The 21,872-nt window shown below is 69.2% G+C and carries 22 protein-coding genes; 13 read left to right on the top strand and 9 right to left on the bottom strand.

The features are described from left to right. Window positions 1–157 precede the first annotated feature (157 nt). Together ACVN9Z_RS02640 and dmeF are read left to right on the top strand one after the other, a co-directional pair. Window positions 158–430 carry a metal/formaldehyde-sensitive transcriptional repressor gene (locus ACVN9Z_RS02640; protein ID WP_006386026.1) on the top strand — a complete coding sequence of 91 codons (273 nt, stop codon included), beginning with the start codon at window positions 158–160 and terminating at the stop codon, window positions 428–430. 56 nt (window positions 431–486) lie between these two features. Continuing rightward, window positions 487–1,509, top strand: a complete 1,023-nt coding sequence (gene dmeF, locus ACVN9Z_RS02635; protein WP_054473027.1) for a CDF family Co(II)/Ni(II) efflux transporter DmeF — start codon at window positions 487–489, stop codon at window positions 1,507–1,509. Between the two features lie 18 nt (window positions 1,510–1,527). Here dmeF and ACVN9Z_RS02630 read toward each other — a convergent pair whose 3' ends face one another. Together ACVN9Z_RS02630 and ACVN9Z_RS02625 are read right to left on the bottom strand one after the other, a co-directional pair. Then, a complete protein-coding gene (locus ACVN9Z_RS02630; protein ID WP_458213063.1) occupies window positions 1,528–2,637 on the bottom strand; it encodes a hypothetical protein in 1,110 nt (369 codons plus the stop codon). Then, window positions 2,630–3,274, bottom strand: coding sequence for a hypothetical protein (locus tag ACVN9Z_RS02625; protein ID WP_006386029.1), 645 nt, complete (start codon window positions 3,272–3,274; stop codon window positions 2,630–2,632). The genes ACVN9Z_RS02630 and ACVN9Z_RS02625 overlap by 8 nt, the downstream gene beginning before the upstream one ends. Before the next feature lie 240 nt (window positions 3,275–3,514). Here ACVN9Z_RS02625 and ACVN9Z_RS02620 point away from each other — a divergent pair, with 240 nt between their 5' ends. The 4 genes from ACVN9Z_RS02620 (at window position 3,515) to ACVN9Z_RS02605 (ending at window position 6,863) form a co-directional block, all read left to right on the top strand. Continuing rightward, window positions 3,515–3,994, top strand: a complete 480-nt coding sequence (locus ACVN9Z_RS02620) for a VOC family protein (RefSeq protein ID WP_020926465.1) — start codon at window positions 3,515–3,517, stop codon at window positions 3,992–3,994. A gap of 224 nt (window positions 3,995–4,218) precedes the next feature. Further along, window positions 4,219–5,988 (top strand): thiamine pyrophosphate-requiring protein, encoded by a 1,770-nt coding sequence (locus ACVN9Z_RS02615; RefSeq protein WP_458213062.1) that lies wholly within the window; start codon window positions 4,219–4,221, stop codon window positions 5,986–5,988. A 113-nt stretch (window positions 5,989–6,101) separates the two neighbouring features. Further along, window positions 6,102–6,407 (top strand): DUF883 family protein, encoded by a 306-nt coding sequence (locus tag ACVN9Z_RS02610; protein WP_006386032.1) that lies wholly within the window; start codon window positions 6,102–6,104, stop codon window positions 6,405–6,407. A gap of 57 nt (window positions 6,408–6,464) precedes the next feature. Then, entirely contained in the window at window positions 6,465–6,863 is a 399-nt protein-coding gene (locus tag ACVN9Z_RS02605; protein WP_006386033.1) for a PRC-barrel domain-containing protein, read from the top strand. A 76-nt stretch (window positions 6,864–6,939) separates the two neighbouring features. Here the strand turns inward: ACVN9Z_RS02605 and ACVN9Z_RS02600 are convergent, their stop codons facing one another. Then, the gene (locus tag ACVN9Z_RS02600; protein WP_241076668.1) at window positions 6,940–7,683 is read right to left on the bottom strand and encodes a hypothetical protein; all 744 of its coding nucleotides are present in this window, start codon (window positions 7,681–7,683) and stop codon (window positions 6,940–6,942) included. Next, complete coding sequence (locus tag ACVN9Z_RS02595) at window positions 7,680–8,555, bottom strand: glycosyl transferase (protein ID WP_458213061.1); 876 nt, start codon at window positions 8,553–8,555, stop codon at window positions 7,680–7,682. The genes ACVN9Z_RS02600 and ACVN9Z_RS02595 overlap by 4 nt, the downstream gene beginning before the upstream one ends. A 239-nt stretch (window positions 8,556–8,794) precedes the next feature. Between ACVN9Z_RS02595 and ACVN9Z_RS02590 the strand changes: the two genes are divergently transcribed. Continuing rightward, window positions 8,795–9,562, top strand: a complete 768-nt coding sequence (locus ACVN9Z_RS02590) for a class II aldolase/adducin family protein (protein WP_006386036.1) — start codon at window positions 8,795–8,797, stop codon at window positions 9,560–9,562. A gap of 72 nt (window positions 9,563–9,634) precedes the next feature. On the opposite strand, the gene ACVN9Z_RS02585 is transcribed toward ACVN9Z_RS02590, so the two are convergent. Continuing rightward, window positions 9,635–10,423 (bottom strand): hypothetical protein, encoded by a 789-nt coding sequence (locus tag ACVN9Z_RS02585; protein ID WP_024070326.1) that lies wholly within the window; start codon window positions 10,421–10,423, stop codon window positions 9,635–9,637. Between the two features lie 123 nt (window positions 10,424–10,546). Then, window positions 10,547–11,446 (bottom strand): LysR family transcriptional regulator, encoded by a 900-nt coding sequence (locus ACVN9Z_RS02580; RefSeq protein WP_006386038.1) that lies wholly within the window; start codon window positions 11,444–11,446, stop codon window positions 10,547–10,549. An 89-nt stretch (window positions 11,447–11,535) separates the two neighbouring features. On the opposite strand from ACVN9Z_RS02580, the gene ACVN9Z_RS02575 reads away from it, so the two are divergent. Further along, entirely contained in the window at window positions 11,536–12,507 is a 972-nt protein-coding gene (locus ACVN9Z_RS02575) for a D-2-hydroxyacid dehydrogenase family protein (RefSeq protein WP_006386039.1), read from the top strand. Between the two features lie 38 nt (window positions 12,508–12,545). Here the strand turns inward: ACVN9Z_RS02575 and ACVN9Z_RS02570 are convergent, their stop codons facing one another. Next, window positions 12,546–13,973 carry an MFS transporter gene (locus ACVN9Z_RS02570; RefSeq protein ID WP_006386040.1) on the bottom strand — a complete coding sequence of 476 codons (1,428 nt, stop codon included), beginning with the start codon at window positions 13,971–13,973 and terminating at the stop codon, window positions 12,546–12,548. A gap of 72 nt (window positions 13,974–14,045) precedes the next feature. On the opposite strand from ACVN9Z_RS02570, the gene ACVN9Z_RS02565 reads away from it, so the two are divergent. Genes ACVN9Z_RS02565 through ACVN9Z_RS02555 form a run of 3 tightly spaced genes read left to right on the top strand, consistent with a single transcriptional unit; the run spans window position 14,046 to window position 16,057 of the window. Continuing rightward, window positions 14,046–14,732 carry an ArsR/SmtB family transcription factor gene (locus ACVN9Z_RS02565; protein WP_006386041.1) on the top strand — a complete coding sequence of 229 codons (687 nt, stop codon included), beginning with the start codon at window positions 14,046–14,048 and terminating at the stop codon, window positions 14,730–14,732. Window positions 14,733–14,759: 27 nt separating this feature from the next. Continuing rightward, window positions 14,760–15,209, top strand: coding sequence for an acetyltransferase (locus tag ACVN9Z_RS02560; RefSeq protein WP_006386042.1), 450 nt, complete (start codon window positions 14,760–14,762; stop codon window positions 15,207–15,209). Then, window positions 15,206–16,057 (top strand): alpha/beta fold hydrolase, encoded by an 852-nt coding sequence (locus tag ACVN9Z_RS02555; protein ID WP_458213060.1) that lies wholly within the window; start codon window positions 15,206–15,208, stop codon window positions 16,055–16,057. The genes ACVN9Z_RS02560 and ACVN9Z_RS02555 overlap by 4 nt, the downstream gene beginning before the upstream one ends. An 87-nt stretch (window positions 16,058–16,144) precedes the next feature. On the opposite strand, the gene ACVN9Z_RS02550 is transcribed toward ACVN9Z_RS02555, so the two are convergent. Then, window positions 16,145–18,463: a molybdopterin-dependent oxidoreductase gene (locus tag ACVN9Z_RS02550; RefSeq protein ID WP_054513579.1), complete on the bottom strand. Its 2,319-nt coding sequence runs from the start codon at window positions 18,461–18,463 to the stop codon at window positions 16,145–16,147. Window positions 18,464–18,697: 234 nt separating this feature from the next. Here ACVN9Z_RS02550 and ACVN9Z_RS02545 point away from each other — a divergent pair, with 234 nt between their 5' ends. Both ACVN9Z_RS02545 and ACVN9Z_RS02540 read left to right on the top strand, forming a co-directional pair. Then, window positions 18,698–19,633, top strand: coding sequence for a 4-hydroxy-tetrahydrodipicolinate synthase family protein (locus ACVN9Z_RS02545; RefSeq protein WP_020926474.1), 936 nt, complete (start codon window positions 18,698–18,700; stop codon window positions 19,631–19,633). A 139-nt stretch (window positions 19,634–19,772) separates the two neighbouring features. Then, complete coding sequence (locus ACVN9Z_RS02540) at window positions 19,773–20,780, top strand: Bug family tripartite tricarboxylate transporter substrate binding protein (RefSeq protein WP_006386046.1); 1,008 nt, start codon at window positions 19,773–19,775, stop codon at window positions 20,778–20,780. Here ACVN9Z_RS02540 and ACVN9Z_RS02535 read toward each other — a convergent pair. Continuing rightward, the gene (locus ACVN9Z_RS02535) at window positions 20,770–21,753 is read right to left on the bottom strand and encodes a GlxA family transcriptional regulator (RefSeq protein WP_006386047.1); all 984 of its coding nucleotides are present in this window, start codon (window positions 21,751–21,753) and stop codon (window positions 20,770–20,772) included. The genes ACVN9Z_RS02540 and ACVN9Z_RS02535 overlap by 11 nt on opposite strands. Between the last annotated feature and the right edge of the window lie 119 nt (window positions 21,754–21,872).

Below are 21,872 nucleotides of genomic sequence, written 5' to 3'. Positions count from 1 at the left end.
CCGGCGGCCACGCATGCCGCGCTTGAGGCAGGCGCCGGCGCTGATGCCCGGACGGCCAGCCTTCGTCCGCTTTTTTGGGACGGCGGCAGGGATATCCTCCCTTTGTCGCGGTCTTTATAATATAGTCCCCTACACTATATATTCCTTTCCCCCGACCATGGCCCACACCATCCGCCAGAAGGAAAAACTCATCGCCCGCGTGCGGCGCATCCGCGGCCAGCTCGAAGGGCTGGAACGGGCGCTGGAGGCCGAGGCGGCCTGCGGCGAGGTGCTGCGCCAGCTGGCATCCGCGCGCGGCGCGCTCAGTGGCCTGACCGCCGAGGTGATGCAGGGCCATCTGGACGAGCACGTGGTGCACGCGCCGTCGCAGGCCGAGCGGGTCGAGGCGGCGCGGGAAATGATGGACGTTATCCGGGCCTACATGAAATAGCGGTCCGCCGGCACGGGCCGCCGGTCACAGGCCCCGCGAGCAGCAGGAACAATCCCATGAATACTTCCCCGTCCCATGACCACGTCTTCCTGGGCCAAGACCACCGGCGCAACGAGCGCCGGGTGTGGTGGGTCATCGCCTTGACCGCCAGCATGATGGCCGTCGAGATCATTGCCGGCAACGTCTACGGGTCAATGGCGCTGGTGGCCGACGGCTGGCACATGTCCACGCACGCCGGCGCCATGCTCATCACCGCGCTCGCCTACGGCTACGCGCGCCGCCAGGCCCGCAACCCGCGCTTCACCTTCGGCACCGGCAAGCTGGGCGAACTGGCGGGATTCGCCAGCGCGGTCGTACTGGCGCTGATCGCCCTGATCATCGGCTGGGAAAGCCTGGTGCGCCTGATCGACCCGGTGCCCATCCGCTTCGACCAGGCCATCGCCATCGCGGTCGTCGGCCTGCTGGTCAACCTGGTGTCGGCCTGGCTGCTGAAGGATGACCATGGCCACGCGCATGGCCATGGCGGGCATGCGCACGGCCACGCGGGGCACGACCACCACCACGGCCGCGCGCACCGCCACGATCACGATCACGGTCACGACCATGACCATGACCATGACCACGCGCCCGCCGCGGGCCATGGCCATCCGCAGGTCCGCGACAACAACCTACGGTCCGCCTACATCCACGTGCTGGCCGACGCGCTGACTTCGGTGCTGGCCATCGTGGCGCTGCTGGCGGGCCGCAGCTATGGCTGGCTATGGGCGGACGCGGCGATGGGCGTGGTCGGCGCGCTGGTCATCGCGCGTTGGTCATGGGGCTTGATCCGCGACTCGGGCACCGTGCTGCTCGACGCCACGCCGCAAAGCGCCCGGCTGCGCCACGACATCGAGCGGGCGCTGGACGCCGGCGATGGCCAGATCGCCGACCTGCACGTATGGCAGGTCGGGCCCGGCCACTTCGCGGCGATCGTGTCGCTGGTCACGGCGCATCCGCGCGACAGCGCTTTCTACAAGGGCAAGCTGGCGCATATCGCGGGCTTGTCGCATGTGACGGTGGAGACCCAGGCCGTGCCGTGAGCGCGGCGGCCCGCGGGCTCAATCGCAGGCGCCGGCGTCGCGCCGGGCCGGATCGATGCAGCGCTTCCAGGCCTGCGCATCCAGCGCCGTCACGGGCAGGAAGCGGGTCATCTCGTGCACATACAGGAATACCCGCCCCGGGGTCTCGCGCAAGGCCTGGTGGAACGGCGCGATCTGCCCGGCGTCCAGGACCACCTGGCCCCGCGCGTTGCTGAGTCCCTTGAGCAATACCGTCTGCACCTTCGGGTCCCAGGACGGCAGGCCGTCGCCTTCGTCCGTGTCGGCCGGCACCCGTACCAGCCGCCAGGGTTCATCGGGAATCTCGGTGGTGATGACCGGGGAAGTGCCGGGCGCCACCGGCAGGATCCGGTCTTCCTGGGCGGGTGGAACCGCATAGGCGATCAGGGCGCCGTCCCGGTCCGGGTCGGGGCGCGACCGATAGACCGCGCGCGTCGTTCCGTCCGGGTTCAGGCGGTGCACCAGCGTGCCGAGCGGACCGGCGCGCTGGTCGATGGTGCGCAGCAGGGCGCCGGCGTCGTCGCGCACGTAGTAGACCGGCCGCTCGGGCGTAGCGCTGCAGCCATCCTGGAAGACGGCCGTGACCCGCTCCTTGGCATCGCGCCTGACGCAGGCTTGCTGCAATGCGCCGCCACGTTCCCGTGCCGACGCATACTCCGCATAGCCCGCCAGCCGGCCCTCGGCATCATAGGCCAGCCGGTAGCCGCCATCTTCGATCTGGCGCCCGCGCTGCAGCCGGTAGCGGTCGATACGGCACAGCCGGCCCTCGGCGTCGCGCTGCAACACGGTCGCGCCCGGTTCGCCGGCGCGGCTGGCGTAGACGCTCCAGTCCACCGCGTCGGGCCAGATGCGCGGGGCCAGGTCGCCATCCTCGGGGACCGCGATCAGCCGGGTGTCGGCCGGCACCCGTTCCCCATGCAGGCCGAGCAGCACGCGCGGGCCGTCCAGCGCCAGCGCCAGTGGCTGGGGGTGCAACGCGGCGCCGGGCGGATCGGCGCCGAAGGGCGTGTCCAGAGGCGGGCAGGCGGACCAGGCCAGGGCAGGGGCAAGCGCCAGCAACAAGGCGCCCAGTCGGCCCGGCCGGGGACGGGGCAGGGTTGCGTCAACCATGTTGCAGGTCGTCCAAAAAGCGCACCACGTTCCAGTATTCGCGCGTCATGGCGCCCAGCCGCAGGCGCGGGCCGTCCTCGAACACCAGGAAGGGGTAGACGCCGCGTTCCAGCGTGCCGTCGGCCGGCAGGCGGTAGGGCTTGTAGGCCTCGGGGTCGTTGAAAAGACGTTCCAGTTCGCCGCCGCCGTCCACGTGCAGATACCAAGCGCGCAGTGTCAGCGGGGCCTTGCCCGGCGGCGTGTCGGTGTAGGGGCCGCCATCGCCCGCCACCACCGACTGGCGCAATACGCCGATCAGCAGGCGCGCGGGACCCTGGAACACGATTTCGCCGGAGACCGAGCCGGCGGGCCGCGCCGCCAGTTCGCGCACGAACCCCACCGCGCGCGATGACGGCACCACGGTATCGGCGAAGATGCGCTCGACGTCGGCATCGGTGGCATCTGGCACGGCGGCCAGCTGGCGCAGGTTGCGCTCGAATTGATCCAGCCATTGCTGGTAGCGCTGCGTCTGCGCCTGGCGGTCGAAGGCCTGGGCGGCGGGAGCGCAAGCCAGCCACAGCAGTGCGGCAATGCAGCAGAACACAAGGCGAAGGCGGCGCGCGGCGAGATGCGCCTGCGGCGGCGTGGGCAAGGGCATGCCGGAGACTCCAGGACAGGGATCGACGGATTATGCGCAGGACGGCCGTGATCTGTCACCTTCGGCGCGCACTGCGGCGGGCGAGGGAAAGTCGAGGCATCGACCGGCATGCTTCTACGCTTGGTAACGCACGCGGACCGTTGCCGGCGCTATGCTCGACCGGGCAGCATCCCTGGCGCGCGTCCACCGGGCCTTGCGGCGCGTTCGCGTGTTTCCGTTTTTCATCTCAGGAGAGCGAAGATGGTCAGCAAGAATACGGTTTGCCTCTGGTACGACCGCGACGCGCTGGAGGCGGCGCGTTTCTATGCCCAGACCTTTCCCGACAGCGCGGTGGGCCGCGTCATGCACGCGCCCGGCGATTATCCGTCGGGCAAGGAAGGCGATGTCCTGACGGTGGAGTTCACCGTCGCCGGCATTCCCTGTCTCGGCCTGAACGGCGGCCCCGGCACCCCCCACAACCACGCCTTCTCGTTCCAGATCGCCACCGACGACCAGGCCGAGACCGACCGCCTGTGGAACGCGATCGTCGGCAACGGCGGCGCGGAGAACGTCTGCGGCTGGTGCCAGGACAAATGGGGCCTGTCGTGGCAGATCACGCCGCGGGTGCTGACCGAGGCGCTGGTGTCGCCCGATCGCGCCGCCGCCAAGCGCGCCTTCGAGGCCATGATGCAGATGGGCAAGATCGACGTCGCCGGCATCGAGGCGGCGCTGCGCGGCTGAATGAGTCGGTCTGGCGGCTGGCGCGCCCGCCGCCGTGCGGGCGCGCTGACGCGACCCGCGCAAATCCCATCGTTTCCGTTTTCCGGGCGCCGCAAGGCGCCCGTGTCGTTGTTGCCGCCCGTTGTAAAGGCCGCTCACGGCGCGCCGGCGCCACCGGGCGTTCGCCCCGGGCACGCCAATTGCGCGAGGAGTGATCCGCCTACGCAGACAGAAGGAGCAACGACGTGCAAACCGTATCCGACTTCGTGCTGGACCGCCTCGGCCAGTGGGGCGTGCAACGCGTGTTTGGTTATCCCGGCGACGGCATCAACGGGCTGATCGGCGCCTTCGGCCGCAACGACACACTGGAATTCGTGCAGACCCGGCACGAAGAGGGCGCCGCTTTCATGGCCTGCGCCCATGCCAAGTTCACCGGGCAGGTCGGCGTCTGCATGGCGACGTCCGGCCCGGGCGCCATCCACCTGCTCAATGGCCTGTACGACGCCAGGATGGACCATCAGCCCGTGGTGGCCATCGTCGGCCAGCAGGCGCGCAGCGCCCTGGGCGGCGACTACCAGCAGGAGGTCGACCTCGTGAACCTGTTCAAGGACGTGGCGCACGAGTTCGTGCACATGGTGACCTCGCCCCTGCAGGCGCGGCACATGGTCGACCGCGCCATGCGTATTGCGTTGGAGCGGCGCAGCGTCGTCTGCCTGATCTTCCCGAACGATGTGCAGGACCTGGAGGCCGTGCCCGTGCCGCCGCGCGAGCATGGCACCGTGCACACCGGCATCGGCATCACGTCGCATGCGGCGGTGCCGCCCGAGGCCGCCCTGGCCAATGCGGCCGACCTGCTCAACCGCGGCGAGCGGGTGGCGATGCTGGTGGGGGCCGGCGCCTTGTCCGCCGGCGCCGAGGTGCGCGCGGTGGCCGAGCGCCTGGGGGCGGGCGTGGCCAAGGCGCTGCTGGGCAAGGCGGTGTTGCCGGACGCGCTGCCGTACGTGACGGGCGCCATCGGTCTGCTGGGCACCCAGCCGAGCTGGGAAATGATGAACGAATGCGACGCCTTGCTGATGGTGGGCACTTCCTTCCCCTATGCCGAATTCCTGCCCAAGGAGGGCCAGGCCCGCGCCGTGCAGATCGACGTGGACGGCCGCCAACTGAGCCTGCGCTATCCCGTCGAGGTGGGGCTGGTGGGCGATGCCCGGCTGACGCTCGAAGCCTTGTTGCCGCGGCTGGAGCCCAAATCGTCGAATTCCTGGCGCGAGCGCATAGAGAAAAGCGTGCGCCGCTGGCGCGAGACCGTCACGGCGCGTGCCATGGTCGAAGCCAAGCCCGTCAATCCGCAACGCCCGTTCCTGGAGCTGTCCAGTCGACTGCCGCCGCATAGCATCATCACCTGCGACTCGGGCTCGGCCGCCAACTGGTATGCGCGCGACGTCCAGTTGGACGAAGGCATGATGGCGTCGGTCTCGGGCCGCCTGGCAAGCATGGGCTGCGGCGTGCCCTACGCGGTGGCCGCCAAGCTCGCCTATCCCGGGCGTCCGGTGATCGCGCTGGTGGGCGATGGCGCGATGCAGATGCTCGGCATCAACGAACTCATCACCATCGCCCACCGCTGGAAGGACTGGAGCGACCCGACGCTCGTGGTGCTGGTGCTCAACAACGGCGACCTGAACCTGGTGACGTGGGAGCAGCGCGTCATGGGTGGCGATCCGCGCTTTGCCGCGTCGCAGTGGCTGCCGGAGTTTTCCTACGCCGACTACGGCCGCATGCTGGGCCTGGAAGGCATCCGGGTTACGTCGCCCGACGAGGTGGGGCCGGCGTGGGATCGCGCCCTGGCGGCGGGGCGCCCGGCGGTGCTGGAAGTGGTGACCGATCCGGAAATGCCGCCGTTGCCGCCGCATGTGTCGATGAAGCAATTCGGCGCCTACATGACGGCCTTGCGCAAGGAAACCGGGGCGGCGGGCACGGCCGCGCTGCGCGCCACCATCAAGCAATGGTGGGCGAGCTGACCTGGCCGGCGGCGTGCCGCCGTGCCGGCTGGCCCGGCGGCACGCCACTTGCTGTAGGACCGGGGTCCGGGCTCGCGGTGAGGTTGGCGCGGACTTTTTTTCAAGGAGGTGTCATGGCTACACACAACGGCAACGGGACGTTGCGCGACCTGATTGCGGGAACCGAAAGCCTGCTGCGCAGCACTGCCAGCTATGGCGGCACGGAGATCGAAGCGGCGCGCGATCGTCTCAAGCAGCAACTCGACGCCGCGCGCGCCGAGGCGCGCGGATGGGAGAAGCATGCATGGCGGCGCGCCCGGGAAGTCTCGGCCGCGACCGATGGCTATGTGCACGAGAACGCCTGGAAGAGCATCGCCGGCGCCGTGCTGGTGGGCGCGCTGGCTGGCGCCTGCCTGATGTCGGAAGCGCGCCGCCGCTGATGCGGCGCAATCCTCGATTCCAAGATATGCAGCGGGTACGCCCGCGGGAGAAACGCGATGGAACAGCAATCGAATATCGTCGGTGGTCCGAAGTCCAAGGCGCTGGGTCCCGGCCCCGAAGTGATGGCCGCCAGTACCCTGGAAGGAAATGACGTCTACAACGCCGCCGGCGAAAGCCTGGGCGACATCAAGGCGATCATGCTCGATGTGCCGCGCGGGCGCGTGGCCTATGCGGTGCTGGCGCGCGGCGGCGTGCTGGGGATGGGGGAAAAACTGTTCGCCATTCCGTGGGCGGCGCTGACGCTGGACACCGACCGCAAGTGCTTCGTGCTCAATGTCGACAAGGAAACCCTCAAGGACGCGCCGGGCTTCGACAAGGACAACTGGCCGAGCATGGCCGACGAGACCTGGGCGCGCGACGTGCACAAGTACTACAACCAGGACGTCTACTGGTAAGGGGCGCTTGCCACGGCCGGCGGCCGGCATATCCGCTTGCGCGGACCTGCCGGCCGGACCCGGCGCGGCGGCGGCGTCAGCCGGCGTCGATCCAGCGGCCGAGGTCCGGCCGCACCTGCTGGCGCGCGCGGCCACGCCGCACCTGCTCATCGTCCAGCCGCGCGGCGCCCGCGGAATCGATATCGAAAGCGATGCCCAGCGCGCCGGCCACGCCGGGATCCTCGATGGGCAACTCCCACGTCAGGAACACCTGCGACAAGTCGCGGCTCGCCGGGAAGTCGGCCTCGTCGAACATGCTGGAACCCCGCGGCACCACGCCATGAGGCTGGCAGGTGTCGAACAGCACCGCGGTGCCGCGCGTCAGCGCGATGCGCTGGCCGCTGTTGGCGAACAGCAGGTCCAGTCCCTTGTCCTCGCTCAGGAACAGATTGCAGAAGGCCGCGCCGCCATACTGGTCGCCGTCGTGGTGGTAGCGCGCGCCGCGGCAGGCCATCAAGGCGATATCGCTTTCGGCCAGCGCGTCGCCCAGGCCTAGCGCGCCGGTCCAGGCGCGCATGGCCTGCACGCAGGCGGTGTAACCGGGCCAGCGCGCGATGGTGCGCGCCAGCGCCATCTGTTCGACGTCGCCGGGGCCGAGTTCCAGGCGCGATGCGATGTCGCGCGCCCAGTCCGCCAGCAGGCGGTCGGGCGGCGCGGGCAGGGTGAGCGTGGCGCTGCGCACCACGTCGCTGACGCCGCGGCTGCGCAGGGCATCGCCGCTCCAGAAGTACGAGACCAGGCGGTCGGGGGACAACGGCATGATGCGCGGGGACCGGTTCATCCGCTTTGCACGTTTGCCCAGAGCCGCTGCCACCAGGAGCGCCGCGGCGGCCGCGGCCGGTTGCCGGTGTAGTGCTTCTGCGAGGCCTTGATCAAGTCGCCAAAAAGGGACGCGCTACGGTAGTCGTCGAGCCGATGGCCGGCGGCCAACGCTTCCTGGTAGTAGCGGTCGAACAACTCGGTCAGGTCGGTGCGCGCATGCGCCACCACTTCGCCGTCGAACCAGTGGCGGCGACCTTCCGCGCGCAGGCGCGGCATGGCGTAACGGTGCGAGAACTGCGTGCCCATGTCGGAGTAATGCAGGATGCGGATATCGTCGCGCGCCAGGCCGTCGCCGTCGATGCTGTTGTAGCGTGGGTCGAGGTACTGGACCAGGTGCGGCCGGCTGGCGAAATAGTGCGTCATGTCGTGGTTGGCGCGACGCATCGCGCGCAGCGCGTCGAGTGGCGGCAGATGGGCGCGGGCGCGCTCGCAGTCCCATAATGCCATGCATGAACGCCAGCCCTCTCCATCGCCTTCGCGGCGGGCTGCGACGATCGCTCCCTCGGCCAGCGGCATGTCCCAGATCTCTGCCAGGTCGCACAGCACCAGCATGTCCGCATCCATATAGAAGGCGCGGCCCTGGAAACCGGCCGCGGCCGGTACCGCCCAGCGCAGGGCGGAGAATGGCGTGGCCCATTTTTCGGTGCGCCAGCCCAGGCCGTGCGCCGGGTCGCAGTACCACGGGCTGGCAGGATCGCGCGACAGGCGCATCCAGGTGATCTCGACCGGCCGCGAAGCATGTTTGCGGGCGCTGTAGTCCAGCACCATCATCTGCTCCAGGTCGCAGTCGTTGGGGTCGCAGCCGACAAAAATCCTTATGGCGTCATTCATTTTGTCTCGTCATCCCGGGCGGCAGGGGCCGGTCCGCGCTGCCGGCTTTCCTGAATTTTCACTGAATTGTAATCGGGTTTTTCAGGGGGAAGGTCCCGCGGCGGCGTAGTCGCGCCGCGCTGTTGCATGCAGCGGACGCTTGCCGCGCGGGCGCTGCCGAGGGCGTGTAAACCGAATACAGTGCGCGACGGAGCCCGCGCCTCGCGGCGAGGGCAGACATCAAAAAAGGGAGACGAGACATGGATACGGCAGGAACGCTGGCCGCCCGCGTGCGCGAGCAGGTCGGCGAAACGGAATGGCAGGTGCGCAAGGATCTGGCGGCGCTCTACCGGCTGGTGGCGCTGTTCGGCTGGGATGACCTGATCTTCACCCACATCACGGCCAAGGTGCCCGGCACCGAGCATTTCCTCATCAACCCCTACGGCATGATGTTTGACGAGATCACCGCGTCCAGCCTGGTCAAGATCGACCTGGACGGGCGCAAGGTGATGGACTCGGCATACGACATCAATCCGGCGGGCTTCACCATCCACAGCTGTATCCACGCGGCCCGCAAGGACGCCATGTGCGTCCTGCACACGCATTCCATCAACGGAGTGGCGGTGTCGGCGCAGAAGGACGGCCTGCTGCCGCTGTCGCAGTTCGCCTTCATCGCGCTGCGTTCGCTGGCATATCACGACTACGAAGGCCTGGCGCTCAATCCCGAGGAACAGCCGCGCCTGGTGCGCGACCTGGGCGCCAGCCAGTACCTGATCCTGCGCAACCATGGCCTGTTGACGGTGGGACAGAGCATGGCCGAAGCGTTCCAGGCCATGCACCGGCTGGAAGCGGCCTGCATGGTGCAGGTGCGGGCGCAGGCCGGGGGCGGCGAACTGACCTTCATCCCGCCCGAGGTGCTGGCGCGCGCCGCGGTGGAATCCCCGGCCGACCGCGCCCACAAGGCCGCGCTGGCCTGGCCGGGCCTGTTGCGCCGGCTGGACCGGCGCAATCCGGGCTACGCCGACTGACGCCCCCAGCGGTCCGCCGCGTCCCGCCGGTGCGGCGGAGCGGGCGCGGCCAGGGTGGCCAAGACCCGCGCCTTATTTCTTCCCGGGCTGCGGTTCCAGGAACTCGGCGCAGTCCGGCACCGGCGTGGCCGGCTGGTAGACCGAGCCGTCTTCTTTCCATTTGTAGGTCACCGTGTAGCTGCACTGCTTGTCGGCCTGCGGTTGCAGTTGCGCGGCCGTCGGCGCGGGCCGCTTGCTCGAATCGGCGTAGCGGCTGGCGTCGGCCGGACTGCGCGTGGCCTGCGTGGTGACCTGCAGGTCCGGGTACGGCTGCTGGCTGGGCAGGGCCTTCACCGTGGCGTCATAGCGGTAATAGTCCATGCAGTTGCCTTCGCGGCGTTTCTCGTCGGCCTCGTTGGCGCAGGCGCGGATGCCGGCCTTGGCGGAGTAGGGCAGCAGGTGCGCCAGGGCCGAGGACTTGTCGCCCAGGTCGACCATGAACAGGTACAGGTCGCGGCGCGAGAAGCTGCCGCCGGGGAACTGGATCTCTTCCTTGTAGTCCGGCTCGTTGGGGCCGATCACGCCGACCAGCGCGCGTTCCTCGCTCAGGCGGATGAGGTGCGGCCAGACCGTGAAGCGCGTGAAGTTCGGGATGTCGGGCAGGTCCCAGAAGCGGTAGTCGGCGCGCAGGGTGCGGCTGGTGGCGAACGGGCCGTTATCCTCGAAGCCGCCGTCGACCTTGATCCCCACGCACCAGTCGGCCTGCTTGTTGCAGTAAAGCTGGTTCTGCGGGTTGAGCGTCAGGGGCTCGACATCGGGCTGCACCGCGGACGCGGCGGCGGGCAGGACGGCGCAGAGCAGCGCCGCAAGGGCTTTGTTCATCGTGGTTCCTAATGGGTCGGGAAAAGCGGTCGGGAAAAGCGCCGGCGCATTGTGGCCCGATTCCTCCGGCAAAGCGTCACCAATTGTATAAGGTGGTGCGAAAGTTCCGCGTCGGGCAGCGCGTCAGCGCGGCCCCTGCGCGCGGTGCCGCAGGATCAGGTCGTGCAAGGCCTGGGCGGCCGGCGACAGGTGCGCGCCCTTGCGGCTGATGAGCGAAAAGGTGCGTCTCACCACCGGCGTGTGCAGCGACACCACGCGCAGCCCCGGATACGAACCGGCCTGCCAGGCCAGCCGCGGCGCCACGGCGATGCCGGCGCCGGCCGCCACCAGCCCGACGGCGGTCGAGCTGCGTTGCACTTCATAGAAGGCCGTCAGCCGCGGCGCCAGCTCGGCCAGCGCGTGATCGAGCAGCGGCCGGTTGTTGCTGCTGGCGCCGGGAAAGATCAGCCGATGACCCTCCAGTTTTTCCCAGGGCAGCGTGCGGCGTCGCGCCAGCGGATGGTCCTCGCGGCAGATCAGCACGAAGTCGTCCTGCAGCAGCGGGATGCTCCGCAGGGTGGGGGCGTGGGTCTCGGCGATGTTGATGCCGAACTCGGCCTCGCGCGTGAGCACCGCCTGCGCCACGGCGCCGGAAGAGTGGTCCAGCACCTTGACGCGGTTCTGCGGATGCTCGGCGCTGTAGCGCTGCAGGATGTGCGGCAGGTAGTGCACGCCGATGGTCGGCACACACGCCAGCGTCACGTCGCCGCGCTGGGCCTTGCCGGTTTCCCGGATCTCGGTAAGCGCCGCGGCCAGGTCGGCCAGCAGGCGCCGCGCCTGCGGCAGGAAGCTGTCGCCCGGCGGCGTCAGCGCCACCGAGCGGGTGGTGCGCTCCACCAGCCGCACGCCCAGGAACGATTCCAGGTTCTGCAGCCGGCGGCTCAGCGCGGTCTGGGTGATGCTGAGCTCGCCGGCGGCGCGGCGAAAGCTCTTGTGATCCGCGATCGCCACGAAGGCCTGCACGCCGAGCACATCGATTTTCATGAGAAAAACGCATCAATTGACTAATTAATATCATTTTACGGTCGGCAAGGCGGCGCTCACAATGCCCGCATCCTGGCAGGAGACAGACCATGAACATCACGATTCTGGACGATTATTTCGACACGCTGCGGGGCTTGCCCTGTTTCCGCAAACTCGATGGCCATGCCGTCACGGTCTGGAACGACCATGTGCAGGACGTGGACGCGCTGGCCGAGCGCCTGCGCGACACCGAGGCGCTGGTGCTGATCCGCGAACGCACCCAGATCCGCGCGCCGCTCATCGCGCGCCTGCCCAAGCTGCGGCTGATCAGCCAGCGCAGCGTCTATCCGCACATCGACGTCGACGCCTGCACCGCGCACGGCGTCATCCTGTCTTCCAACCAGCATGCCGGCACGCCGTCGTACGCCGCCGCCGAACTGACCTGGGGCCTGGTGCTGGCCGGCATGCGGCGGATCCCGCAGCAAGTTGAGGCGCTCAAGAACGGCGTCTGGCAGACCGGCATGGGCCGTACCCTGCGCGGCCGCACTCTCGGTATCTACGGTTATGGCCGGATCGGCGCCGAAGTGGCGCGCTATGGCGCGGCGTTCGGCATGCGGGTGCTGGTGTGGGCGCGCGAGGCGTCACGCCAACGGGCGCGCGACGACGGCTGGGATGTGGCGCCGGACAAGCAGGCGTTCTTCGAGGCCTGCGACGTGCTCTCGCTGCACATGCGGCTGGTGCCGGATACGCGCGGCATCGTCACGGCGGCCGATCTGGCGCGCATGAAGCCATCGGCGCTGTTGGTGAATACCAGCCGCGCCGGCCTGATCGAGCCGGGCGCGCTGGTGCAGGCGCTGCGCGCGGGCCGCCCCGGCATGGCGGCGGTGGACGTGTTCGAAACCGAACCGCTGCGCGATCCGAAGGACCCGCTGCTGCAACTGCCCAACGCGATCTGCACGCCGCATATCGGCTATGTCACCGAGGACGAGTACGAAACCCAATTCTCGGACGTGTTCGATCAGATCGTGTCCTATGCCGCCGGCAAGCCGATCCACGTGATCAATCCCGCGGTCCTGGCCTGACGCCCGGTTGGTCGCCGGGGCGACATCCCGCCGCGCCTTCACGCGCGCCGCAGGCGACCCGTCAGGACGATGGCCGCGGCGGGTGCGATGGCGAACACGCCGAACAGCGCCAGCGCCGCGCTTTTTGCCCCTTCGACGCCGCCGGGTTGCGTAAGGCCGCCGGCATTGGCGACCACCCCGGCCAGCGCCGCGGTCAGGGCGGTGGCATACAACTGCACCGTGGTGATCGACGACGACGCCAGCGTCTCCTCGCCCGGCGCGGCGGCCGAGAACACCCGGGTCAGCAGGTGCGGCCAGCCCAGGCCGATACCGAATCCCACCGCCGTCAGCATTACGCCATGCAGGACAGGCCCCAGCGGCGCGGGATGCCAGGTGACGACCGGCATGGTGACCGCCAGTCCGGCCAGCGCGGCCAGCACGACGATGGGACTGGCCCGGATCAGGCGCCAGGCGCGGGCCGGCTCGCGGCCGGCGCTGTAGATCGAGGCCAGTGTCCAGCCGCCCGCCATCAGCGCGGTCATGTAGCCCGCGGCCAGCGGCGTCATCGCGTGCGTCACCTGGAGGAAGTACGGCACGAAAATCTCGGTGGTCAGGGCCGCCACCAGCAGGCTCATGATGGCGTAGAGCAGGCCCAGCTGGGTGCCGAGCGTATAGGCGCCGGTGGGCAGCAGCTTGGCGCGGGCGCGGGTATCGATGCGCGCGATGGCGGCGGCGATGGCGATGCCCGTGGCGATGCCGGCGGCGTTCCAGGCCAGGCTTTGCGACAGGCTGGCCGCCGAGATGGCCAGCACCGACAGTACCAGCAGCGTGATGGTCAGCCACGGCACCGGTCCCGACGCCGATTCGCCGTGGGTCTTGCCGCGGAACTGGCTGGCGACGATCAGGGCCAGCAACAATGCCACCGGCACCAGCACCCAGAACGCCGGCCGCCACTGGCCGTTTTGCGCGAACACGCCGCCGATCGCCGGGCCGCCCAATGTGGCCACGCCCCACATGCCGGACACCAGCGCCATGGCCCGCGGCCACAGCCGCGCGTCGAAGATGACGCGGATCAAGGCATAACTCAGCGCGAACAGCACGCCGCCGCCCAGACCCTGCACCGTGCGGCCCAGCAACAGCGCGGGCATCGACGGCGCCAGGGCGCAGGCGATTGCGCCCGCCGAGAACACCGCCAGCGCCAGCAGGTACGCCAGGCGCGGACCGAGGCGGTCGATGAGCTTGGCCGACAGCGCCGAGCCGACGATGGAGGCGGCCACGAACAGCGTGGTGTTCCAGGCGTAATAGGTCAGCCCGCCGATCTCGCGAATGATGGTCGGCAGGATGGTGGTGACGACGTAGATATTGATCGCGTGCAGCGCGACGCCGCCCGCCAGCGCGATCGAGCGCAGGGCGTTCCTGCCGCGCAGCAGGTCGGCCCAGGAGACGGGGGGAAGGGTCCCGCCGGGCGTGGTAAGGCTGGATGGCATCGCGATTCCTTTTTTTGTAAATTATCAATCCAACAAATGATGGAATGATAGGAAGATGCTAAGGTCGCGTCAATGAAGACCTTGCCGCCCGCCCCGCCATTGACCGACGTCGCCGCCGATTCCCTCGATGATCTGGCCGACGCCGCCAAGACTCTCGGCCACCCGCATCGGCTCGCGTTGCTGCAGGCGGTGCTGCAACGCGAAAGCACGGTGGAGCAGCTGGCGCTGGGCGTCGGCCTGTCGATCACCAATGCCTCGCAACACCTGCAGCAGCTCAAGCGCGCCGGCTTCATCCAGTCGCGCCGCGACGGCAAGCACGTGCTGTATCGCGGCGGCGCGGGCCCGGTGTCCGAAGTGCTGTCCGCGCTGCAGGACTACCTGTCACACCAGCGCCAGGAAATGCGGCGCGTGGCCGCCGACAGCGTCAATCACCCCGAGCAGCTCGAGGCGGTCTCGATAGAACAATTGGTCGCCAAGCTTGATGACGGCGCGCTGTTGCTGGACGTCCGGTCACCCGCGGACTATGCCGCCGGCCACATTCCGGGCGCGGTCAACATCCCGACCGAAGAACTGGAGTCGCACCTGGCGCAGCTGCCGCGCGACCAGCAGATCGTGGCATATTGCGGCGGCCGATACTGCGTGCTGTCGATGCGCGCGGTGGCCTTGCTGCGCAAGCGCGGCTTCCAGGCGCAGCGCCTGGGCGACGGCTTTCCCGCCTGGAAGGCGGCCGGCCTGCGCGTCAAGGCGGCGCGCCATTGATCCCAATTCCTTTTTTCCGGCAGCACCATGATCACCTTGAGAACCTCCACCCCCGCGGACGGCGCGCGCATCGTCGACATCTGGCGCCGCGCCGTGGATGCCACCCATGACTTCCTGTCGCCGCGGGACCGCCGCGACATCGAGGCCGAGGTCGTGGCCTTCCTGCCCGCTGCCACGCTCGACCTGGCGGTGGACGCGGACGATCGCGCGCTGGCCTTCATGCTGCTCGACGGCAGCCACATGGAAGCGCTGTTCGTCGACCCCGACGCGCGCGGCGCGGGCGTCGGGCGCGCCCTGGTCGAGGATGCGCTGCGGCGCCATCCCGGCCTGAGCACCGACGTCAACGAGCAGAACGCGCAGGCGATCGGTTTCTATGAACGGCTGGGGTTCGAGCGCACCGGGCGGTCCGAGCGCGACGGCCAGGGACGGGCGTATCCGCTGATCCATCTGCGTCATCGCGGCGACGCGCCGGCATGAGCCCGGTCTTCAAGTCCGAGCGCCACGCCGAAGCCGTGCGCCAGGCCTATGCCGCCGCGCTGGCCCATTGGCCGGCCGATGTGCGGCGAGTGACGGTGCCGACGCCGGCCGGCGACACCCATGTGCTGGTGTGCGGCCGCGAGGACGCCCCGCCCCTGGTGCTGCTGCATGGCGCGCAGAGCACGGCCGCCAGCTGGCAGCGGCAGGCCGCGGCCTGGGCGCCGCATTTCCGCATTTACGCGATCGACCTGATCGGCGAGGCCGGCCCGAGCGCGCCGGCGCGGCTGCCGCTGGCGAGCGATGCGCACGCGACCTGGCTGGAGGCCGTGCTCGATGGACTGGGCGTGGCGCGCGCGGCGTGCTTCGGCATCTCGCTGGGCGCGTGGCTGGCGCTGGACTTCGCCGTGCGGCGGCCGGCGCGGGTCGAGCGGCTGGCGCTGTTGTGCCCGTCCGGCATCGGCCGCCAGAAGCACATCCTGCCGTGGGTCCTGCCATTGTTGCTGCTGGGGCCCGCCGGCCGCGCGCTGGTGCGCCGCCGCATCATCGGGCCGCTGCCCACCGATCCGGCGCCTGCCGATCGGGCTCAGTTTGCGTTGATGCACGCCATCAATCGTGGTTTCCGCTCGCGCTTCGGCGCCATTCCGGTCTTCGGCGACGAGGCGCTGCGCCAGTTGTCGCAGCCGCTGTTCGTGGCGGTGGGCGGGCGCGACGTGATGCTCGATTCGCAAGATACCTGCGAACGGTTGCGCCGCCTGGCGCCGAGCGCACAGGTGACGCTGTTGCCGAGTGAGCGGCATTTCATCCGGGGACAGGACGACGCGGTGCTGGCATTCCTGCGGGCGGCCTAGGGCCTGTTCACACGATAAGGAGCCTCGCACAGGCCGGCAATCGGGCGCCAGGCGCGGTCGCGCCGCAACGGGGGCGAGATTGCGCCGTCAGCGTGGCGCGCCCGGCGTCTCGGCCCGCAGCGGCGGCGGCTCGAAGGCCCGCACCGGCGGCGCGTCGCCGTGCCAGCGTTCCACCTGCACCAAGGCCGACAGCGCGCTCGGGCCCTGCGCCAGCCGCGACGTGCCCACGTCCACCGTCAGCACGTTGGGATTGCCGTGGCGTTCGAGCGAGCCGTCCTGCGGGTCGAACCAGGCGCCGGTGGGCATCACCACCACGCCGCGCAGCAGGTCGGCGCTGAGTTGCGCGCCGCCGAGGCAGGCGCCGCGGTCATTGAAGATGCGCACCACATCGCCCTGCGCGATGCCGCGTTCGGCGGCGTCGTCGGGATGCAGCAGCACCGCCTCGCGGCCGGCGACCTTGTGGGCGCGGGTGGCTGGCGCCGGGTCCAGTTGCGAATGCAGCCGGTCGGCGGGCTGGCAAGTGACCAGGTGCAGCGGCCAGCGCGCCGCGCGTTCGGCGCCCAGCCATTCCACCGGCGGCAGCCAGGCTGGATGCGGCGGGCAGTCGTCATAGCCGAACTCGGCGATCGCCGCGCTGTGCAGTTCGAGACGGCCGGAGCGGGTCTTGAGCGGATGCGCGGCGGGATCCTCGCGGAACTGCTCGAACAGCACGAAGTCGCGCGTGGGCGGCGGCAGCGCCACGTGGCCGCGCTCCCAGAATTCATCGAAGGCCGGCAGCGTCAGTTGCGCGGCTTCCCAGGCCGGCCGCATCTGTTCGTAGATGTGGCGGATCCAGGCCATCTCGTCGCGGCCTTCGGTGAAGGCCTGCTCGAAGCCGCCGCGCGCGGCCAGTTCCCGATAGATGTCGAAGTCGTTGCGGCTGTGGCCCACCGGCGCCAGCGCCTGCCGCATCGCCAGCAGGTAGCGGTCGCGCGAGGAGCCGCCGATGTCGTTGCGTTCGAGCGTGGTGGTGGCGGGCAGCACGATGTCGGCGCGCCGCGCCGTCGGCGTCCACCAGGGTTCGTGCACGATGATGGTCTCGGGCCGCGTCCAGGCCCGCGCCAGGCGGTTCAGGTCCTGGTGGTGGTGGAACGGGTTGCCGCCGGCCCAGTAGACCAGGCGGATGTCGGGATAGACGCCGGTCCTGCCGTTGAACGCATACGATTCACCCGGTTGCAACAGCATGTCGGTCAGGCGCGCCACCGGAATCGAGGCGCCGGCCGGATTGCGCCCCGCGCGCATCTCCGGCGCGGGCAGGTCGGGGCGCGGATTGCCGGCGCCGTTCATCGAGCCGTGGCCGAAGGCGAAACCGCCGCCGGGCAGGCCGATCTGGCCCAGCAGGGCGGCCAGCGCCACGCTGCCCCAATAGGGTTGTTCGCCGCGATGGCCGCGCTGCAGCGACCATGAGCAGGACAGCAGCGTGCGGGTGCCGGCCGCTTCCAGCGCCAGCGCGCGGATGGTGGCGGCGGGTACGCCGCAGATGCGTTCGGCCCATTGCGCGCTCTTGGGCTGGCCGTCGGCGCGGCCCAGCAGGTAGTCGGCATACTGCTCGAAGCCGTTGCAGCAGCGCGCCAGGAATTCGCGGTCGTGGCGATCCTCGGCCAGCAGCGTGTGCGCCATGCCCAGCATCATCGCCGCGTCGGTGTTGGGTCGGATGGGAATCCATTCGGCCGCCAGCGCCTCGGGCGCGTCGGCGCGCGTGGGGCTGACCACCACCGCGCGCATGCCGGCTTGCCGTGCCCGCGCCAGCCAGCCGGGCGCGCTGTGGTCGCCCGCGCCACCCGAGGCGATCTGCGTGTTGCGCAGCGGGATGCCGCCGAACGCGATCAGCAGCCGCGTGTGCCCGACCACGCTGTTCCAGTCGGTGATGCGGCCGGTCACGGGCGCGTAGGTGCCGATGATGTGCGGCAGCAGGAACTGCGCCGCGCCCCAGCTGTAGTTGCCCGACTGGTCGACGCAGCCGCCGCCGGCGTACAGGAAGCGGTGCGTCAGCGTGCGCGCATGGTGCAGGCGGCCGGCCGACGACCAGCCGTACGAGCCGCCGAAGATGGCGGTGGGGCCATGCTGCGCGCGCACCCGTTGCAGTTCGTCGTGCACCAGCGCCAGGGCGGTGTCCCAATCGACCTCCACATAGCCATCCACGCCGCGCAATTCGGGCGCGCCGCGGTGCCTGAGCCAGCTGGCGCGCACGGCGGGGCGGGCGATGCGCAGCGACGAATGCACCATGTCGGGCATCGCGTGGATAAGCGGGGACGGGGCCTGGTCGTGCGCGAACGGCTCGCAGCCCACGACGCGGCCGTCGCGCACCAGCGCGGTATAGGCGCCCCAATGGGACAGGGACGGATAACGGGAGATCGCTTCGGTCATGCGGGCGCCGCCGTGAAAAGCGTATTGTTATGGAAATCCTCATAACTTAATCGCATTGCCTTAGAAAATCTTTGTCTTTCGGGCGTCCTGAAAGTGTGGAAAATAGAAAAATTTTCGGGGCCGCTCTTCCTATACTGCATAAGCAGCAAGGGGAATGGTCAGGTGCAGGCGCCAACCACCGCGCGCCAGCCTGGCTTTTTTGATTGAGCAGTCCATCCGCATGTGGAGCAGGTCATGAGCAAAATGAAAATCCAGGGGTCCTTCGTCGCCATCGTCACGCCGTTCAATCGCGACGGCAGCGTCGATTTCAGCGCCTTCCGCAGCCTGTTGAAGTTCCAGGAAGACAACGGCACCGCCGCCGTGCTGATCATGGGCTCCACCGGTGAAGTCTCGCTGCTGTCGCCCGAAGAGCGGCGCCAGGTGATCGTCGAGACGGCCAAGATGAAGACCGGCAGGATGAAGCTGTTCTACGGCTGCACCGGCAACAACACCGACACCACCATCGACTACCTGAAGTTCGCGCGCGCCAACGGCGCCGACGGCGCGATCCTGGCCGCGCCGGCCTACATCTGCGCCTCCGAAGCCGACACCGAAGCCTATTTCCTCGAAGTGGCCGACGCCACCGACCTGCCGCTGGGCATCTACAACAATCCACCGCGGGTCAAGAGCGACCTGCACTGGGACCAGTTGCTGCGCATCTTCAAGCACCCGAACTACGTGGTGCACAAGGAATCGACCACGCGCGTGGGCCAGGTGGCGCAGGTGCTGCGCGGCCGTCCCGACGTGTCGGTGATGTGCTGCGACTCGCCCAACCTGGGGCTGGTGGTGCCCACCATGAGCCTGGGCGGCCACGGCACCGCCAACATGACCGGCAACATCGCGCCGGCCGAGATGGCCGAGATTTCGCGTCCCTGGGACACGCCGGACGTGTCGGTCAGCTTCCGCGAAGGCTACCTGGGCCTGCTGCCGATGCTGCATTACTCGTACTCCGCCATCAACCCGGTGGCGATCAAGTCGCTGATGAAGGCGGTGGGCCTGCCGGTCGGCGACCTGCGCCGTCCGCTGCGCGGCCTGGAGGGCGACGCCCTGGCCAAGGGCCTGCGCATCGTGCGCGAGTTGGGGCTGGATACCAAGTACGGCTTCAGCTCCGCGCAGCTCAAGGCGGCGTGATTCCCCTGTTCCGGCGGCGATAGCCGCCGGATTCATTTTTGACGACCCACGACACGGCGGCCGCGAGCGTCGCGGCCGGTGGCGTGGGCGGCCCCTGCGCGCCCGAAACGGATGCGTCATCGCCAAGAGAGACCCCACCATGTTCCATTGCCCGTCCCGCCCCGCGCCGCTCAAGCGGCTGTTCAGCGCCGCCCTGCTGGCGTTGGGCCTCACCACCACCGCCGCCGCGCTGGCCGCCGACAGCTATCCGCAGCGCCCCATCACGCTGGTGGTGCCGCATCCGCCGGGCGGTTCCGTCGACGGCGTGGCGCGCCTGTACGCCGAGCAACTGGGCAAGGAACTGGGCCAGTCGGTGGTGGTGGAAAACCGCGCCGGTGCCTCGGGCATGATCGGCGCCGCCTATGTGGCGCGCGCGGCGCCCGATGGCTACACGCTGTACCTGAATGCCTCGATCCACGCGATCAATCCGCTGCTGTACAAAAAGACCATCAAGTTCGATTCGGTCAAGGATTTCACGCCCATCAGCGAACTGGCGCAGGGCGCGCTGATCTTCAGCGTCAACCCCAAGGTGCCGGCCGACAACGTGCGGGACCTGGTCAAGCTGCTCAAGGCCGAGCCGCAGAAGTACTCCTTCGCCACCACCGGTTTCGGCTCGGCCGGCCACCTGGCCGCGGCCTCGTTCCTGCATGAAAACGGCCTGGAGCAGATTCCCATCGTGCTGTATCGCGGCGGCGGCCCGGCGCTGTCGGACCTGGTCGGCGGCCAGGTGCAGGGGCTGATCGACCCGATGCTGTCGTCGCTGCCGATGGTGCGCGCCGGCAAGCTCAAGGCGGTGGCGCTGACCGGCGCCGACCGCAGCCCCCTGCTGCCTGACCTTGCCACCATGAAGGAGCAGGGCCAGAAGAACTTCGAGTTCTATTCCTGGTACGGCGTGTGGGGGCCGGCCAACCTGCCCGAACCGGTGCTGCGCAAGCTGGAGGCGGTGTCGGCCAAGGTGATGGCCAGCCCGAAGATCGTCGAACAACTGAACGGGCTGGGCTTCGAGCCATCGGTGAAAAACTCGGCGGCCTTCGCCAGGTTCATCGATGCCGAGATGAAGCGCTACCAGGTCATCATCGACCAGGCCAACATCCACATCACGGAATGACCGGGGCCATGCCGCCCCGATACTGCGACGGGCTGAGGCCGTAGCGGCGTTGGAACGCCTTGGCCAGCTGCGTTTCCGAGCGAAACCCGGCAGCCCGCGCCAGGGGCTTGAGCGGCTGGCCCGCGTCCAGCCCCGCGCGCACCGCTTCGAGCCGTAGCGCCTCGAGAAAAGCCCGTGGCGTATAGCCGGTGTCGCGCGTGAAGCCGCGATGGAAGGTGCGTGGCGCCTGGCCGGCCAGTGATGCCATGCGTTCGACATCGATGGCTTCGGCCAGATGGTCGCGCAGCCAATCGACCAGTTCGCCGTAGGCGCCGGCCTGCCCCTCGAGGATCGTCGAGTATTGCGCCTGGTTGCCGCTGCGCCGCAGCGCCAGGTTCAGCTGTCTTGCCACTCGCGCCGCCAGCCAGCGGCCCGCGTCCTGTTCGACCATGGCCAGGCACATGTCGATGCCGGCAGTGACGCCGCCCGAGGTCCAGAATCGGTCGTCCTGAACATAGAGCGCCTCCGGCTCCACCTGCAAGCCATCGAAGTGGCGCGCCAGCAATTGTGCCGAAGCCCAATGCGTTGCCACGCGCCGGCCGCCCAGCATGCCCCAATGGGCCAGCAGGAAGGCGCCGGTGCACACCGAAGCCAGGCGCCGCGTCCGCGTGCCGGCCTGGCCAACCCACGCGCGCAAGGTTTCGTCGGCGCCGGCCTGCATCAGCCCTTCGCGCTCGCCGCCGGCGATGATCAGTGTGTCGACCGTGGCCGGGTCGATGCCAGCCACTGCCTCGGTCTGCAGCGTCAGGCCGTTGGACAGCGTGACCGGTCCACCCCGGGCCGACAGGAGGGCGACGCGATACCGTGCGTCCAGGCCCAGCGCGCTGGCCATGGAGAAGACGTCGGCGGGGCCGGCCACGTCCAGGTGCTGCACCGTGGGATAGACGACGATGGCGACCAGGCGGGGCCTGCCGGCGGCGGAGTGTCGCGGCATGGGGAAGGCTAAGTGGCAATGCCGGCATCTTAACGCGGCCGTATGGCAGAAAACGACTGAATTCTGTCATTGCTGCCGAGCGCACGCTATCGCTAGGCTGTCGGAATTGGGGCATGGCC

It is taken from the genome of Achromobacter sp. KK8, assembly GCF_054188005.1.
The sequence above is the reverse complement of the archived record's forward strand: the minus strand, read 5'-3'. Positions and strand labels throughout refer to the sequence as shown.